Source organism: Alteraurantiacibacter buctensis, from assembly GCF_009827655.1.
In the GTDB taxonomy this organism is placed as follows: Bacteria; Pseudomonadota; Alphaproteobacteria; order Sphingomonadales; family Sphingomonadaceae; genus Alteraurantiacibacter; species Alteraurantiacibacter buctensis.
Map to the genome: position 1 here is coordinate 58,833 of NZ_WTYV01000002.1, position 15,040 is coordinate 73,872.

Annotated in this window: 12 protein-coding genes; 8 read left to right on the top strand and 4 right to left on the bottom strand. The window is 65.4% G+C overall.

What is annotated here, in order from left to right:
• Window positions 1–31 precede the first annotated feature (31 nt).
• The 4 genes from GRI99_RS04850 (at window position 32) to GRI99_RS04865 (ending at window position 5,446) form a co-directional block, all read left to right on the top strand.
• Window positions 32–1,252 carry a Vgb family protein gene (locus GRI99_RS04850; protein ID WP_202392954.1) on the top strand — a complete coding sequence of 407 codons (1,221 nt, stop codon included), beginning with the start codon at window positions 32–34 and terminating at the stop codon, window positions 1,250–1,252.
• 219 nt (window positions 1,253–1,471) lie between these two features.
• On the top strand, window positions 1,472–3,562 hold the full coding sequence (locus GRI99_RS04855) for a TonB-dependent siderophore receptor (protein WP_160770927.1): 2,091 nt from the start codon (window positions 1,472–1,474) through the stop codon (window positions 3,560–3,562).
• 2 nt (window positions 3,563–3,564) lie between these two features.
• Entirely contained in the window at window positions 3,565–4,131 is a 567-nt protein-coding gene (locus GRI99_RS04860) for a hypothetical protein (RefSeq protein WP_160770928.1), read from the top strand.
• A gap of 4 nt (window positions 4,132–4,135) precedes the next feature.
• Entirely contained in the window at window positions 4,136–5,446 is a 1,311-nt protein-coding gene (locus tag GRI99_RS04865) for a PepSY-associated TM helix domain-containing protein (protein ID WP_160770929.1), read from the top strand.
• 158 nt (window positions 5,447–5,604) lie between these two features.
• Here GRI99_RS04865 and GRI99_RS04870 read toward each other — a convergent pair whose 3' ends face one another.
• The gene (locus tag GRI99_RS04870) at window positions 5,605–6,675 is read right to left on the bottom strand and encodes a copper resistance protein B (protein ID WP_160770930.1); all 1,071 of its coding nucleotides are present in this window, start codon (window positions 6,673–6,675) and stop codon (window positions 5,605–5,607) included.
• Entirely contained in the window at window positions 6,672–8,453 is a 1,782-nt protein-coding gene (locus tag GRI99_RS04875) for a copper resistance system multicopper oxidase (RefSeq protein ID WP_160770931.1), read from the bottom strand. The genes GRI99_RS04870 and GRI99_RS04875 overlap by 4 nt, the downstream gene beginning before the upstream one ends.
• Window positions 8,454–8,503: 50 nt before the next feature.
• Between GRI99_RS04875 and GRI99_RS04880 the strand changes: the two genes are divergently transcribed.
• From GRI99_RS04880 to GRI99_RS04890, 3 genes are all read left to right on the top strand, one after another.
• Window positions 8,504–8,776, top strand: coding sequence for a metal-sensitive transcriptional regulator (locus GRI99_RS04880; RefSeq protein ID WP_160770932.1), 273 nt, complete (start codon window positions 8,504–8,506; stop codon window positions 8,774–8,776).
• A gap of 141 nt (window positions 8,777–8,917) precedes the next feature.
• On the top strand, window positions 8,918–9,874 hold the full coding sequence (locus GRI99_RS04885; protein WP_160770933.1) for a sugar phosphate isomerase/epimerase family protein: 957 nt from the start codon (window positions 8,918–8,920) through the stop codon (window positions 9,872–9,874).
• Between the two features lie 20 nt (window positions 9,875–9,894).
• A complete protein-coding gene (locus GRI99_RS04890; protein ID WP_160770934.1) occupies window positions 9,895–10,818 on the top strand; it encodes a sugar phosphate isomerase/epimerase family protein in 924 nt (307 codons plus the stop codon).
• A gap of 113 nt (window positions 10,819–10,931) precedes the next feature.
• Here GRI99_RS04890 and GRI99_RS04895 read toward each other — a convergent pair whose 3' ends face one another.
• Window positions 10,932–13,517, bottom strand: coding sequence for a TonB-dependent receptor (locus GRI99_RS04895; protein WP_160770935.1), 2,586 nt, complete (start codon window positions 13,515–13,517; stop codon window positions 10,932–10,934).
• A gap of 63 nt (window positions 13,518–13,580) precedes the next feature.
• On the bottom strand, window positions 13,581–14,102 hold the full coding sequence (locus GRI99_RS04900) for a DUF3237 family protein (RefSeq protein WP_160770936.1): 522 nt from the start codon (window positions 14,100–14,102) through the stop codon (window positions 13,581–13,583).
• 133 nt (window positions 14,103–14,235) lie between these two features.
• Between GRI99_RS04900 and GRI99_RS04905 the strand changes: the two genes are divergently transcribed.
• On the top strand, window positions 14,236–15,039 hold the full coding sequence (locus GRI99_RS04905; protein WP_160770937.1) for an IclR family transcriptional regulator: 804 nt from the start codon (window positions 14,236–14,238) through the stop codon (window positions 15,037–15,039).
• Window position 15,040: the final 1 nt, after the last annotated feature.

The window sequence follows — 15,040 nt, forward strand, 5'->3', positions numbered from 1 at the left end:
ACGTGCCCTGACCGCTCAACCGGAGACCGCCATGCCGCGCCTGCCCCAACGCTTCGCACTTGCTTTGCTGGCCCTGCTGGCACCTGTACCGGCCGTGGCGCTGCCTGCCGGAGAGGGGCGCGATCTGGTGGAGGCGGTGTGCACCGCCTGCCACGCCACCAACATGATCGAGGCCAGCTCCGGCTATACGCGCGAGGACTGGGCCTTCCTCACATCCACCATGATCGACCTTTCGGGCAATCCGGTGGTGCGGGATGGTGTACTGGATTACCTCGCCACCCATTTCCCGCCTGCCGCGAGGCGCAGCGCAACGCCTGCACCCGGGCCGCTGGCGGTCCGGTTCGAACAGTGGCAGGTTCCCACGCTGGGCCAGCGATCGCGCGATCCGGTGGAAGGGCCGGACGGCTCCATCTGGTGGGTGGGGCAGTGGGCCGACATCCTGGGCCGCCTGAACCCGGCAACGGGACAGATGGAGGAAATCCGCCTGCCAGCGGGCGCCAAGCCGCACTCGGTCAACATCGCTCCGGACGGCGCGGCCTGGTACACCGGCAACCGCAACGCCACGATGGGCCGCTATGATCCGCTGACCCGCCAGATCGTGGAATTCGCCATGCCCGATCCGGCAGCGCGGGATCCGCATACGGCAGAATTCGATGCGCAGGGCATCCTGTGGTTCAGCCTGCAGGGCAGCAACATGATCGGCCGGCTGGATCCGGCCAGCGGCGAGGTGCGGCTGGTGGCCAGCCCGCGGCCTGGTTCGCGCCCCTATGGCGTGAAGGTGGCAGCGGACGGCACCGTGTGGGTGGCCTGCAACGGGGCCAACTGCCTGCTGCGGGTGGACCCCGCGACAATGGCGGTGACCGAAGTCACGCTGCCGGAAGCAGGCACCACGGTGCGGCGGCTGGATATCGACGCGGACGGGATCATCTGGTGGGTCAATTCCGGTCTGGGCCGGCTGGGCCGCTACGATCCTGCCAGCGGCGAGATCCGCGAGTGGCCATCGCCCAGCGGCCCGCGATCGCACCCCTATGCCATTGCCGTGTTCGACGGGGCGGTGTGGTACAACGAAAGCGGCGTGCGCCCGGACATGCTGGTGCGGTTCGATCCGGCAACCGAGACGTTCCAGAGCTGGCCGATCCCGTCCGGCCCGGTCCATGCCGGTATCCTGCGGCACATGCGGACCACACGCGACGGGCAGGCGCTGCTGATCCACCAGAGCGGCACCAACCACATCGCCCGGGTGACCGTGTAAAGGTAAGGGCTGCGCCCGCGCCAACAAACTGAAAAACCACGCGTAAATTAGCCGACTTCGCCGGCTGCGATGACGTGCGCCCGCACGATCCGAGAATCTCTGCACGCCAATTCGATGCGATCGCAACAAACAGTGTTGCGATTAAGAATCATTCGCATTAGCTTGCAGATGAGAATGAGTCGCAAAAGCAGCGACGCAGATCGAGTGAGGAAAATCGTAATGAAGCTTGCCACTTGCCTCCTGCTGGCCGGGAGCGTCTTCGCTTCCAGCACCGTCCTGGCCCGGGATAGCGCGCCGGAGGACACCGACCGGGAGCAGATTGTGGTCACCGGCCAGCGCTTGCAGAGCGAGGGCGCAACCAAGACCGACGTACCTGCGGTGGAGGTGCCGCAGCCGGTGACAGTGATCCCGGCGGAGCTGTTCGAAGCCCAGGGCGCAGTATCGGTGTCCGACACGCTGAACTACGTCGCCGGCGTCCAGGCCAATCCCTACGGCCCGGACAGCCGGGTGGACGGCGGCTTCGTGCGCGGGGTCAACGCCCTGCAGTTCCGCGACGGGATGCGTGACATCTTCAGCTATTATGCCAGCATCCGCGCGGATCCTTATAACTTCAGCCAGGTCGAGCTGGTGCGCGGGCCGGCATCGGTGCTGTTCGGCGCTGGTTCGCTGGGTGGGCTGATCAACCTGGTATCCAAGCAGCCGGAATTCACGACCAGCGGCGAGGTGTCGCTGCGCTATGGCTCGCACGACCGGATCGAGGCGCTGGCCGATATCACCGGGCCGCTGGGCGATACCGTGGCGGCGCGGCTGGTGGCGCGGGTGCGCGACAGCGGCACGCAGACCGATTTCGTGGCCGACGACCGGGTGATGATTGCCCCCTCGTTCACCTGGGCGCCCAGCATGGACACCGAACTGACCCTGATCGGGCTGTACCAGGAGGACGACAGCGGATCGACCTCCCAGTTCCTGCCGCTGGTAGGCACCATCCTGCCCAACCCCAGCGGTCAGCTTCGATCCGACCTGTTCATCGGCAAGCCCGGCTGGGACCGCTACGACGGGCGGCTGGCGCAGGGCACCGTGCTGCTGCGCCAGAACTTCGCGGACAATGTGAAGCTGAACATGCGCGGCCGCTATATCGACAGCGACCTGACCTATTTCACCCACTATCCCAACAGTTACTCCAACCCTGCCAACCCCTACCTGGACCCGGACCAGCGGATCATCGGCCTCTACTCCGATGGCAGTTTTGCGCGGATGGAGATCGCCTCCACCGACAACAACCTGCAGTTCGATTTCACTACCGGCCCGAGTATCGAACACGTGCTGCTGGCTGGGGTGGACTATAGCTGGAACCACGTGAGGAAACGCGGCGGCTTCGGCTACGAGACGATCGACATCTACGATATCGACTACGATGCCATCAACGGCTGGAACGGCGGCCTGCCCCAGCCGGAGTATGACGCCGAGGATATCGAGCAACGGCAGCTTGGCTTCTACCTGCAGGACCAGATCCGCTTTGCCGATCGCGTATCGGTGGTGCTGGGGGTGCGGCGCGACCAGGTGAAGAGCGACAATTTCGGCACCCGCGAGGTCGACACCGGGGCCACTTCGTTCCGCGCCGGGGTGATCGGCGAGATCGTGCGCGGGCTGTCGCCCTTCGTCAGTTATACCGAAAGCTTCGAGCCGATTGCCGGCACCGCCAGCGACGGCACGGCCTTCGTGCCGCAACGTGGCCGCCAGTACGAGGCGGGGATCAAGGTGCATCCGTCCGACGCGATCATGGTCACCGTGACCGCCTATGACATCCGCCAGACGGGCCGGCCGATCAGCGACGATTCCACGCCCGATCCCACCGATCGGATCCAGGCGGGCGAGGCCTTTTCGCGCGGGTTCGAGATCGAGGGCACGGCCAGCCTGCCGGGCGGGTTCAGCGTGATTGGCAACGTCAGCCGCAACAAGGCGCAGGTGGTGGGTACCGGCGTGCAGCTTGATAACGTGCCGCGGTTCAACGCCTCGCTGTGGGGCACCCGGCGCTTCGCGGTGAGCGAGGAGATGATGCTGATGCTGGGCGGCGGTGTGCGCCATTCCGGCCGCAGCCGGTCATTCGGGCCTGCCTTCCCCGATGGCATCGTCACTCCGTCCTACACGCTGGTGGATGTGGTGGCCGAACTGTCGTGGAACGAATGGAGCCTGGCGCTGAATGCCACCAACCTGCTGGGCACGGACTATTACGCCGCCTGCCTGGCGCGCGGTGACTGCTTCCAAGGGGCGGAACGCAACGTCTACGCCACCGTAACGCGGCGGTTCTGACCATGGACGCGGGGCTTGGCCTGGCGGCGCTGGGTGCGCTTGGCGGAGTGGCGGTATTGCGCTGGTCATGGTCGCTGGCGCAGCGTTCCACGCTGGCGAACCTGGCCGGCTGGGGCTTGCTGGCGACAAGCCTTGGCCTGGCAGCAGGGTTTGCCGGGGCCTGGGGCGTATCGGTGGTGGCACTGGTGGGCATGACCGGAGCCGCCGCGCTGCTGGGCTGGGCAGCCGCAACCTCTCCCAAATTGCGAGCCAAGGCATCCGACCGGCGGGTGCGAATGCTGCCCGAAGCGGGCGAGCCGTCGCGTCCTGGCGGGCGGGTGCTGACTTTTGCCATGGTGGTGGTTGCGGGCCTGGCGGCTTCCATCGCGCTCGGCATTGCCCTGCGCGGCGCGGCGCTGGGCGTGGGATGGAGCGAGGCCGATGCCAACGCCAGCGCGCTGTTTGCCGTGCCGCTGGCGTGGGGCGTGCTGGCCAGCGTGCTGCTGCTGCTGGATTCGCGCCGCCAGCAGGTGACTGCCCTGATCGTGACGGCCCTGCCGCTTGTTCCTGCCCTGCTTGCCGGGAGTTGACCCGATGTCCGTTGCCCCCGAACCCTCCATCGTGAAGCGCGGCCTGTCTGCCCATGCCGCCATTGGCCTGGTCGGCGGCGCGCTGCTTTACCTCGTGTGCCTCAGTGGCACCGTTCTGGTCCTCTACGAGGAGTGGCAGCGCCTGGAGCAGCCGGCCGCCCCCGAGATGGAGGCGATCAGCCCCGCCGCCGTGCAACGCGCGGTGGAAGCGGTGCTGGCCAGCGAGGAGGAGCCGACCACCCACCTCTATGTCCACATGCCCACGGCCGAATTGCCGCGCGCCACGATCACCACGGACAACCGCGCGCTGCATGTGGACCGCCAGGGCGCGCCCGTGGTGCCGGAGGAGAACGCCTGGTCCGAATTCCTCTATGCCCTGCATTACACGCTCAACCTGCCCGCATTGGTGGGCATCACCATCGTCGGGGCGCTGGGGGCCATGATCGTGGCGCTGGCGGTAACGGGGCTCATTGCGCACCCCAGGATATTCCGCGATGCCTTCCGCCTGCGCGCCCGAAACCAGGGCGGTGTGGCCATGTCGGACTGGCACAACCGGCTGAGCGTGTGGACCCTGCCGTTCTCGCTGACCATCGCCCTGACGGGGGCGGTGATCGGCCTTGCCTCGGTGGCCGCCTATGCCTTGGCGGCGACCAGCTATGGCGGCGATGCCGAGGCAGTCTATGCCCCGATTTTCGGCGACGAGCCGGCGACCGACCCGGCCCCCGCGCCCGTGCCCGACGTGGCTGCGGCCCTGGCGTATATGCAGCAGGCCTATCCGCAGGTCACGGTGTCCTATGCCATCCTGCACGACCCGGGCACCGCCGGGCAGCACGTACAGATCGTGGGCGGGCATGACCGGCGGCTGATCTTCGGCGAATACTACGCCTTCTCGGCCGATGGCCAGTTCCATGGTGCCGCCGGCTTGGCGGATGGCAGCCTGGGCCAGCAGGCGGCGGCATCGGTCTACAACCTGCACTTTGGCAATTACGGCGGGCTTCCGGTCAAGCTGGGTTACATCCTGTTCGGCCTGGCCCTCACGGCGATCTGCGCCACCGGGGTTTATATCTGGCTGGGCAAGCGGCGACGGCGGGGCCATGCCGAGCCGCGCCTTACCGCCATGTGGCACGCGGTGGTCTGGGGCTCGCCCGTGGCGCTGGCGTTGACCGTGGTGGCGCGGCTGGCGTTCGGCAATGGCGCACCCTTTGCAGCAATCTTCTGGCTCAGCCTGGCGGCCATGGTCGGATGGGCAGCCTTGCCCGGCCGGTCACGCTCTGCCCGGGACAAGCGGGCCCTTGCTGGCGGTGAACACGCCTAGGTTCGCCTGTGCTCCGCTGTCCGTGCGTTCGGCCACGCTAGGTCACGTGGTGCGGTGACGGCTCCGCAGGAATGAGCCTGCCCTATTCCTCGGATGCTGAACCGGGTGAAGCGACCAGGCGGATCTTCGATGTGTTAGAGCAGGAGCAGCAAGCCGGATCAGAACCAGAAACGGATACCCGCGACTAGGCTGGTCGTACGGGGATCTGCACCCGCCGCGCGTGCGAAGTCGGCGCTGTGGCCCAGTCGCCAGCTCTGCTCGATGCCGATATAGGGCGCGAACTCGCGGACGATCTCGTAGCGTAGCCGCAAGCCCAGTTCGACCTTGTCGAGGCCTACCCCGATGCCAAGCTGCGGCACGTCCTGCGCCGCCAGCGACACCTCAGCGCGCGGCTGCAGGATCAGCCTCTGGGTGATGCGCTCGTCAAGCTCGGCCTCGATCCGCGCGGTCAGGTCACCGCGGTGCGACAGGAACAGCGCTGCATCCAGTTCGAACTGGTAGGGGGCCATGCCCTGCACGCCCAGCGTGGCATAGGTCGTTTCGGCCCCGCCAAAGTCCTGCCGCGCACCAGCCTGCAGGTCGAAATAGGGTGAGACCGCCTGCGAGTAGAGCGCCTGCACCTCGGCATCATCGATCCCTTCGGCAAAACTGCCTTCACCTTCGCTCTTGAACCACAAGCGGCGGGTGGGGCTGCCATAGTAACCCTGCGTGTCCCACAGGAACTGGTCTTCACCGTCACTTACCTGCACCTCGGCGCGGTCGGCCTGGAACCAGAACAACGGAAAATCGCCATGGGTCTTGAGGTCAGCGCGGGAGGCACGCATCGCCTCGGCACCCCAGATCGCATCGGCGGCGCGCGGCGGGCCGCTGCCCGCTTCGGGCGGGGGCGGCGTTTCGACGGTCGGCCCGGGGGACACCTGCACGGCGTTCGCCTGCCCCATCGCGCCGTGATCCATTGCCCCATGGTTCATCGACCCGTGATCCATGGAACCGTGGTCCATCGCGCCGTGGTCCATCGCGCCGGACGGTGCGTCTGCTGCCGGTGGGACGGCGTGTCCTGAATGGGGATCGACCGCTGCAGGCAGAGGTGGCGGGCTGGGTGCCGGACTTGGTGCCGTGGCCGGTGCGGGCGCGGCATACCCTTCATGGCCGGAGTGGTCCTGCGCCAGCACCGGGGCGGCAGTCGTCAGCCAGGCCAGACCCGCAACCGTGCTCAGCAGCGCCTTCATTGGCCCGGCCCCATCACGGTTACTGTCTGCATCATGCCGCCGTGCATGTGGTAGAGCAGATGGCAGTGGAAAGCCCAGTCGCCCGGCTCGTTGGCGGCCAGGTCGAACTGCGCGCTCGCTCCCGGCTGCACCACCACCACGTTCTTGCGCGGCTGGTGCGCCGGGTCAGCTCCGTTGACCAGTTCGAAGAACATGCCGTGCAGGTGGATCGGGTGGGCCATCATGGTGTTGTTGACCAGCTTCACGCGCACCCGCTCGTTCCAGGCGAAGCGGATCGGGTTGTCGCTGACGGCCGAATACATCTGTCCGTCGAACGACCACATGTAGCGTTCCATGTTGCCCGTCAGGTGCAGTTCCAGCAGGCGCGATGGCTCGCGCACATCCGAGTTCGGCTCCAGCGCGCGCAGCATGCGATAGTTGAGCGCCCGGTGCTCCACATCGCGCAGGCCCAGGCCGGGATCGCCCATCTTGTCCACGGGAGCCATGGCGACCATGTCCACGCCGGGGCCAAATTGCACATCGGGCGGCAGCAGGGCCGGGTCGCGCATGTTCATGCCCGCCATATCATGGCCGGCATCGGTCGCTGCGGTCCCGCCGCCATGGGCGGAATGGTCCTGGCCGGTAGCCGGACCAGCGCCATGGTTCATGCCCATGTCGGCCATGGTCAGCAGCGGCGGATCGCGCAGAGCCGGCACCGTCGCGCGTGCACCGAGACTGCTCGCCAGCATGGCCAGGGCCATGCCGGAGCGGTCCATCGCTTCGGCGACAATCGCATAGGCAGCGGCACTGCCGGGATGGACGATCACATCATAGGTTTCGGCGGTGCCGATCTGGAATTCGTCCACCTCCACGGGCTGCACGTTCTGCCCGTCCGCGGCGATCACCGTCATCGGCAGGCCGGGAATGCGCAGATTGAAGAAGCTCTGGGCGGAGCCATTGATGATCCGCAGCCGTACCCGCTCGCCAGGGTTGAACAGGAACTCCATCCCCTCATTCGGTCCGAGTCCGTTGGCAAGGAACGTGTAGGTCGGCGCGCCGATGTCCATGATATCGGTCGGTGCCATCCGCATCCGCGCCCACATCCGCCGTTCCGCGCCGGACAGCGGATAGGCGTCGGTCCAGGTGTTCATCTGGCGGTTGAAGTGGTGCTCGCCGGTCCGTAGCCGGTCCATGATGTAGTGCGGGTCGTGCGTGGTGAAGTCGCTGACCAGCAGGATATAGTCGCGATCCACCTGCACCCGCTCGCCGCCGCGCGGTTCGATGATCATCGGGCCATAGTGGCCGATTTGCTCCTGCAGGCCCGAGTGGCTGTGATACCAGTAGGTGCCCGCCTGCCGGACGGGAAATTCGTAAATGAAGGTCTCACCCGGCTTGATGCCCGGGAAGCTGATGCCCGGCACCCCGTCCATATGGAACGGCACCAGCAGGCCGTGCCAGTGGATCGAGCTGTCTACGTCCAGCGTGTTGGTGACGGCCAGACGCACGCTCTGGCCCTCAACCAGTCTGATCAGCGGCCCCGGCACGCTGCCGTTGACGGCGACGCCCGGGCCGCGCCGCCCTTCCACGATGCGGTGGCCGCTGCCGATGGTGAGGTGAATTTCCTCTCCACGCACCTCGTCGAATCCGGCGGGGATCAATGGCCCGCCCTTGCCGTGGCTGCCGCCATGCATGCTGTGACCCTGCGCCCAGGCCGGGATGGCCAGCGCGGTGGCCCCCATGCCGAGACCGCCGAGTACCGCGCGACGGGAGAACGAATCAACGAGAGCTTGCTTGTTCATTCCTGGATGGATACTATACCCCCCTAGGGTATACAAGAGGCAGGGTAACCATGGGCAAGGGCAAGGAAGCGATACTGAACCGGCTGGGGCGCATCGAGGGCCAGGTGCGCGGTGTGCGCCAGATGGTGGCGGACGACCGTTATTGCATCGATATTCTGCATCAGGTGCAGGCGGTGAAGGTGGCGCTGGCCAGGGCCGAGAGTGAAATCCTGAAAGATCACGCCGCCTGTTGCGTTTCCGAAGCGATTGCATCTGGTGACGTGGCTGAACAGCGCGCCAAGTTCAACGAGCTGATCGACCTGTTTGACAAGGTCAAGCGATAGGGGTGCTGTCGCGCTCAACGAAAGGTTGACGATCCCGGCCATATATTAGTATGGGGATTTTAATTAGGCGGCGGGCAGGATGTCCATTGCCAATCGCCGCATCCTGCTGAAGCGGCATCCCCCGGGAGCGTGACCCCAGCCATGAATACCGACCCTATCGCGATCAGCCTCGACCTGATCAACCGCCACTATCAGGAGCCGAACCGGAACCGGTACGAAAGCCGCTACTTCTGGGAGGAGCTCTACACGCTGATCGCGGCGGCGGGCTTCCCGGCCATCGAAATCCCCTACGAACCGGTGTGGCAGTTTGGCGGGCGCAGCGGGGTGCCGTTCAACCGCTATTGCGTGAACACCAAGTACGGCGATGCCGCCACTTACCGGGCACGGCTTGCCGCCAGCGGCATCGACCGGGTTGCCGGCATCACCTTCGATCCCAACCTGTTCATGCGCAACGCCAACCTCGATTTCTTCTTTGGCGCGACCGGGCACTTTGCCGGCGAGGCCCTGGCCCATGCGGCGGACATGGGGGCGGATTACCTCGCCATCAGCCCATCAGCCTATTACGGCCGCATTGCCCAATATCATCCGGACCTGGAAGCAAAGCGAGACTTGTTTACCGAGCGGACGGTGGCCCTGCTGGTCGGGCTGGCTGCCAAGGCGGAAGACCTGGGCGTAACCCTGGTGCTGCGCAACGAATACTGGAGCCTGTTTGGCGGCGAGCGCATTCTGGCACTGGCCGAGGCCCTGCCCGCCAGCGTCAAGCTGGACCTGGACAGTGCCAACCTGTTCATCGCCGGCCTATCGGCGACAGAATTCCTCCACCAGCACGCCGGACGCATTGGTTGTGTCCACCTGACCGATACGGCCTTCGTCGACACCGCCGATGTTTGGAAGGCGCCCAATCCGGAATTTCCGCCAGACCGCGCCACGCAGGTGTTCCGCGACCCCGGCCAGGGCGAAATCGACTTCGCACAGCTTGTCGCCGCGCTGGACCAGGCTGGCTACACCGGGCCCGTCACCTGCAGCGCCCGCCAGACGCGCGACCCGTTCCGCGCCCTGCTGCGCACCCGCGCCGTGCTTGACCGGCTGGCCAACTGAGACGGACGGAGACTGATCCGATGCCCAACATCCGCTACGCCAACATGTGCCACTGGAAGTCCATTCCGTACCGGCAGATCCCCAATTTCCGCGAGTTCTACTACGAGGACAAGACCAACAGCGCCTACTATTCCGATTGGGACAGCATCCTGAAGTACCAGTCTGCCCTCGGCTTCGACGGGATCGAGATTGCTCCCTGGGATCTGGCCGACATCCTGCCGCTGTTCGGATCGCCGGAAAACTTCAGCGCCTTTGCCCGGGATCGCGGAGTGGAAGTGATCGGCATGTTCCACGGGGCCCACGCCAGCCACGCGGCAGACCATTTCGACGAGGCGGTCCGGTCAGGGCGCGAGGCGGTCGATACCATCGTAAGGTTCGGCGGCACCTACATGAACACTTGCCCCACGCAGAACTATTTCGGCACCGGCCCGCTGACCCGCGATGAGGTGCAGAACTGTGCGAAGGTTATGAACGAGATCGGCCGCTATGCCACCGATCACGGGGTGAAGATCGGCCTGCACAACGAGTTCTTCTGCGCCATCAACCTGCCCAACCATCGCGAGCTGATCGAATCCACCGATCCCGCCCTGGTCCACTACTGCATCGATACCGCGCAGGTCTCTATCCTGGGCGAGGACTTGCTGACCTTCTATGACGACTATCACGACCGGATCAGCACCTTCCATCTGAAAGACACCGCATCGTCGAAGCAGCCGGACAGCGTGCGCTATGCGCAAGACCCCGAAATTGCTGACGACGGCCACCGCTGGTTCTGGGAGCCGGGCCTGGGCGAGCTGGACCTGAAGGGGCTCTACCGCCTGCTCAAGAAGCACGAGTTCAAGGGCTGGATGTCGATCGAGTATGACGGCTCGCCCGACCTGCTCGCGTCGATGGCGCTGACCCGCTACCACCTCGATCACGAACTGCGGCCGATCTACGACTGATCCGCCGACCTGCTACCGAGAAAAAAATGGGGATGGGGCCCGGATGGGGCACCCATCCCCAAGAAAGTCGATGGCCGGCTACCGGGGAGGCTTCTGCCGGCCAATCAGACTGATCAGAAAGACCGGCGTACGCTCAGCGACCATTCGCGCGGGCGGGCCGGGTTGGCCGCCGTGGTACCCGAATTGTTGTTGGGTCCGATGCCGGTGTAATACAGCTCGTCGGTGATGTTGTGGACCTGCAGGGCGACCTGCCAGTCCTCGTCCGGCGAGTTCCAGGCGATGCGACCGTTCAGCAGGTTGTGCGAAGGCAACACTGCCAGAACGTTGTTCTGCACCTGGCTCACTTCCTGCTCGGCCACGTAGCTCCAGTCGAGCCGCGGGGTCAGCGAGCCGGCCGAACCCAGGTCGATGCGGTACTGCATCCCCAGGCTGAACTGCCTTTCCGGCGCATAGGCCAGCTTCATCCCATAGCGCAGGCCTGCACCCAGACCGCCCGAAGGCGAGGTGCAGGTGGTGGGCGTCAGTGCCGGCGAACAGCCCGACAGGCGATCGTACTTGAAGTCGAGGAATGCGGCCGATGCTTCGATGAACAGGTCATCGATCGGCTCCAGGCGCAGTTCGGCTTCCAGGCCCTTAAGCGTCGCGTCACCCGCGTTGACGAAGTAGGAGCAGGTGAGCGCCGTCGGTTCCATGAAGCAGGTCTCGTTCGGGGCGGCTGCCACGCGCGAGAACACGGACGCGATGAAATCCGAATAGTCGTTCATGAAGGCCGAGACGTTCAGGCGCATGCGGCCATCCAGCAGATCGGTCTTGGCGCCGATTTCATAGGCCGTCAGGTGCTCGGGATCGAACGGATAACCCTGCGCCGGGGTATAGGGCCGCGGGTTCACGCCGCCACCCTTGAAGCCGGTGGCGACGCTCGCATAGGTCATGAATTCGGGCGACCATTCGTATTGGACCACCGCGCGCCAATCGATGTTGTTGCCGGTGTATACGCCTTCCGCCCCGTTCAGGCCGCAGAAGGCCACGTGGACCACGCCGTAGTTCACGCCGTTGACGGTGCAGGGGAAGTAGGGCGGATTGCTGGGCGGCCCGCCAGGTCCGGGCGCCGTGCCGGTAACGCCCGGGCGACCGCCGCGGAAGAAGCGGAAGGTCTTCTTCTCTTCCGAATAGCGCGCACCCACGTTCACTTCGAGGCGGTCGGTCAGCCGCCAGGATGCGTTGGCGAACATGGCCCAGTTGGAGGCCGGGATCTCGTCGTATTCAGTGAAGACCACCAGACCTTGGTTGATGATGCCCGAATAGGTGCCGAAGCGGTCGATGTAGAACCCGCCGACAACCACATCCACCGCATCGTCGAACAGGCTGGCGGCCAGCCGCGCTTCCTGGGTGAACTGCCAGTTGGTCGCCTGGTAGGTGATCAGGGCATTGCTGAGCTGGGTGGCATCGAAATCCTGCACCCAGTTGGCGGTAAAGCTGCGATAGCCGGTGATCGAGGTGAACTTCAGCGTGTCCGACAGGTCATACTCGACGTTGGCGCTGACGCCCCAGCTATCCACCTGGCTGACCGGGTTGACGCAATAGGCGCCGCCGTTGTCCTGAGGCTTGTCGTCGCAATAGGTTGCATAGGAAGTGTAGGGGCTGTCGGTGAAGGTGTCCCCGGCCACACCGAAGGGCGAGTAGGAGACGAAGGGCGATGTGCCGGTGGCCGCGTTGAACAGGCTCAGCCCGTTGGTCGGCGCGGTGGTGTACATCGGGTAGTTGCGGCTGAGATTGAGGCCGGCAATGCCAGGGGTGTAGCTGGTGGTATTAGCCGTACCGACGAAGATCAAAGTCTGTGCCGCCGCTTCGGAATCGTCGCGGGTGATGTCACCGCTGAGGTTGATCTCCAGCCGGTCGGTCGGGGTCCAGCGCAGCGATCCGCGCGCCGCCACGTAGGACTTGCCGCCCTCGGTACCCAACAGGCACTCGCGCCCATCGGAGCGCGAGGGGATGGCAAACGTGCTCGCGAGTTGCGGATGGGTACAAGCGAAATCGTAGCGCTTGACGTAACCATCCTGGTTGCGGCTGACGCCGGCGATGCGGGCGAACAGGTTGTCGGTGATCTCGAAATCGGCCCCGGCGCGCAGATCAACCCGCTCGCGGCTGCCCATTGTAACCTCGGCATAGCCGCCATCGTCCCCACGCGGGCGGCGGGTATACAGCTTGATCGCGCCGCCGATGGAGTTCATCCCCGCCAGCGTCCCCTGCGGACCGCGCAGGATTTCCACCCGCTCCAGATCCAGCAGGTCCAGCACCGATCCGGTGACGGTGGAGTAGTAGACATCATCCACGTAGACGCCCACGCCCGGCTCGAAGGCCAGGCTGAAATCGGCCTGGCCGATGCCACGGATATGCGCCTGGAGCGAGGGGCCCTGCGGGTTGCTCTCGCGCAGGTTCACGTTGGGGGCCTGGGCGGCGACCTGGGTGATCGAGTTCTGTCCGCGCTGTTCCAGGGCCTCGGCGCTGATCGCGGTGATGGCGATCGGGGTATCCTGCACGTCCTGTTCGCGGAACTGTGCGGTCACAATGATGCGGTCGTCATCGGCGGGGGCATCCTGCGCCAGGGCCGGCATGGCACCGGCCGCTGCCCCGGTAGCCAGAACCACGGCCATCGCGGTGCGCGAAGGTCCGCGCGTGAAGACAGTGAACTTGGTCATCTCATTTCTCCCGAACCATTTTTTGTTGTTGTGTGCCCGGCGCTCAGGCCGGGGTAACGATCCTCAAAGCACCATCCAGTAAGTGAACACCGAGCGCTTCTCGCGCCGGTCGGCCTTGCCGATGAACACCGCCGTACTCAGCCATTCGTGGGGTCCGGCAGGCGCATCGAAGGTGGGGGTAAGCGCCATGTAGTATTCGGACGGGTCGACTGGCTGGTAGTCGTTCAGCCTTTGGAGCACGTCCTTGCTGCCGGTGCGGACACCCTTGTTGACCAGTTCGATGATGGTCCCGTCATCCGCCTGCAGCAGATAGCGCGCGTCGAACCGCACCGTGTTGTCGGAGCCACGCACCGTGGGCCAGTCCCCGCCCGTGTGCGGCATCACGATGCCATTGAGCATGGGGCCCGACACGGTGCCGCCGGTCACGCCCACGAAGCCGCGTTCCAGCCCCCAGATGTTGGGGCCATAGCGCAGGCGCGGCGACAGCTCGATGGCGATCTCGAATGCGAATTGGAGCTGCGGCGCAGCCGAGGGCCCTTTCGCAAGCGTACCGGCACCCGGCGACAAGCCAGCCTGTTCCGTCATTCCGCAAAAATCCTTCCCATGCCATCCATCTCGGAGTCGCGCCTTTGCCCGCGCTTCTGGCTGGAAGCTTGCAAACAATCCAACTCAGTGCAATGTAGTTCCACTGAATAAGAAAACGGACTGGAGAGATCGGATGGCCGGCAAGGCGGCGCAACCGGAGAGCGCAGGCACGATCGAGCGCACGCTGCGGGCGATTCGCTGCGTGGCCGAGAAGGGCGAATTCAGCCTGAAGGAATTTGCCGAGGAGGTGGGGATTCCCACCAGCACCGCCTATCGCCTGCTGCAATCGCTGGGCGATGTGAACTTCGTCGAGAAGTCCACCTATGGCAGCTACAGCATCGGGCGCGAGCTCTACCGCCTGTCTTCGCTGGTGGTGCACGATATCGAATACGAGGCGATGGCCCGCCCGCTGCTGCAGCGGCTGGCCGATCGGTTCCAGGAAACCTGCGCCTTCGCGCTCTACCTGCCCAAGGAGAAGGTTTACACCATCGTCGAGCTGATCAACTCGGTCCACCAGTTGCAGTTCGTGGTGCAGCGCTACACCCACCGGCCGATGGTGTGGGGTGCAATCGGCCGCTCGATGCTGCCTTTCCTGCCCGAGGAGGACGTGCAGGCCGCGATCGAGCGCCAGGGGCCCGCGCCCGAGCCGAACATGCCGCCGATCACGCGCGAAGACCTGCGCAACGAAGCCGAGGCGATCATGCGCGAAGGTTGCTTCGTGGCCAACAGCCCCAATGTCTGGGGCAACAACAACACTGCGGCGCCGGTGTTCAATTCCAAAGGGCAGGTGTTCGGCAGCATCGGCGTGACCATTCCCAGCGTGCGGTTCGACCACACCATGCAGGGGGAACTGAGCGCGGCGATCGTGCAAGCCGCCAAGGACATGAGCGCGGCTCTGGGTTTCCGCGAGCGGCAGACCCGGGCGCAGGTCGGCTGAG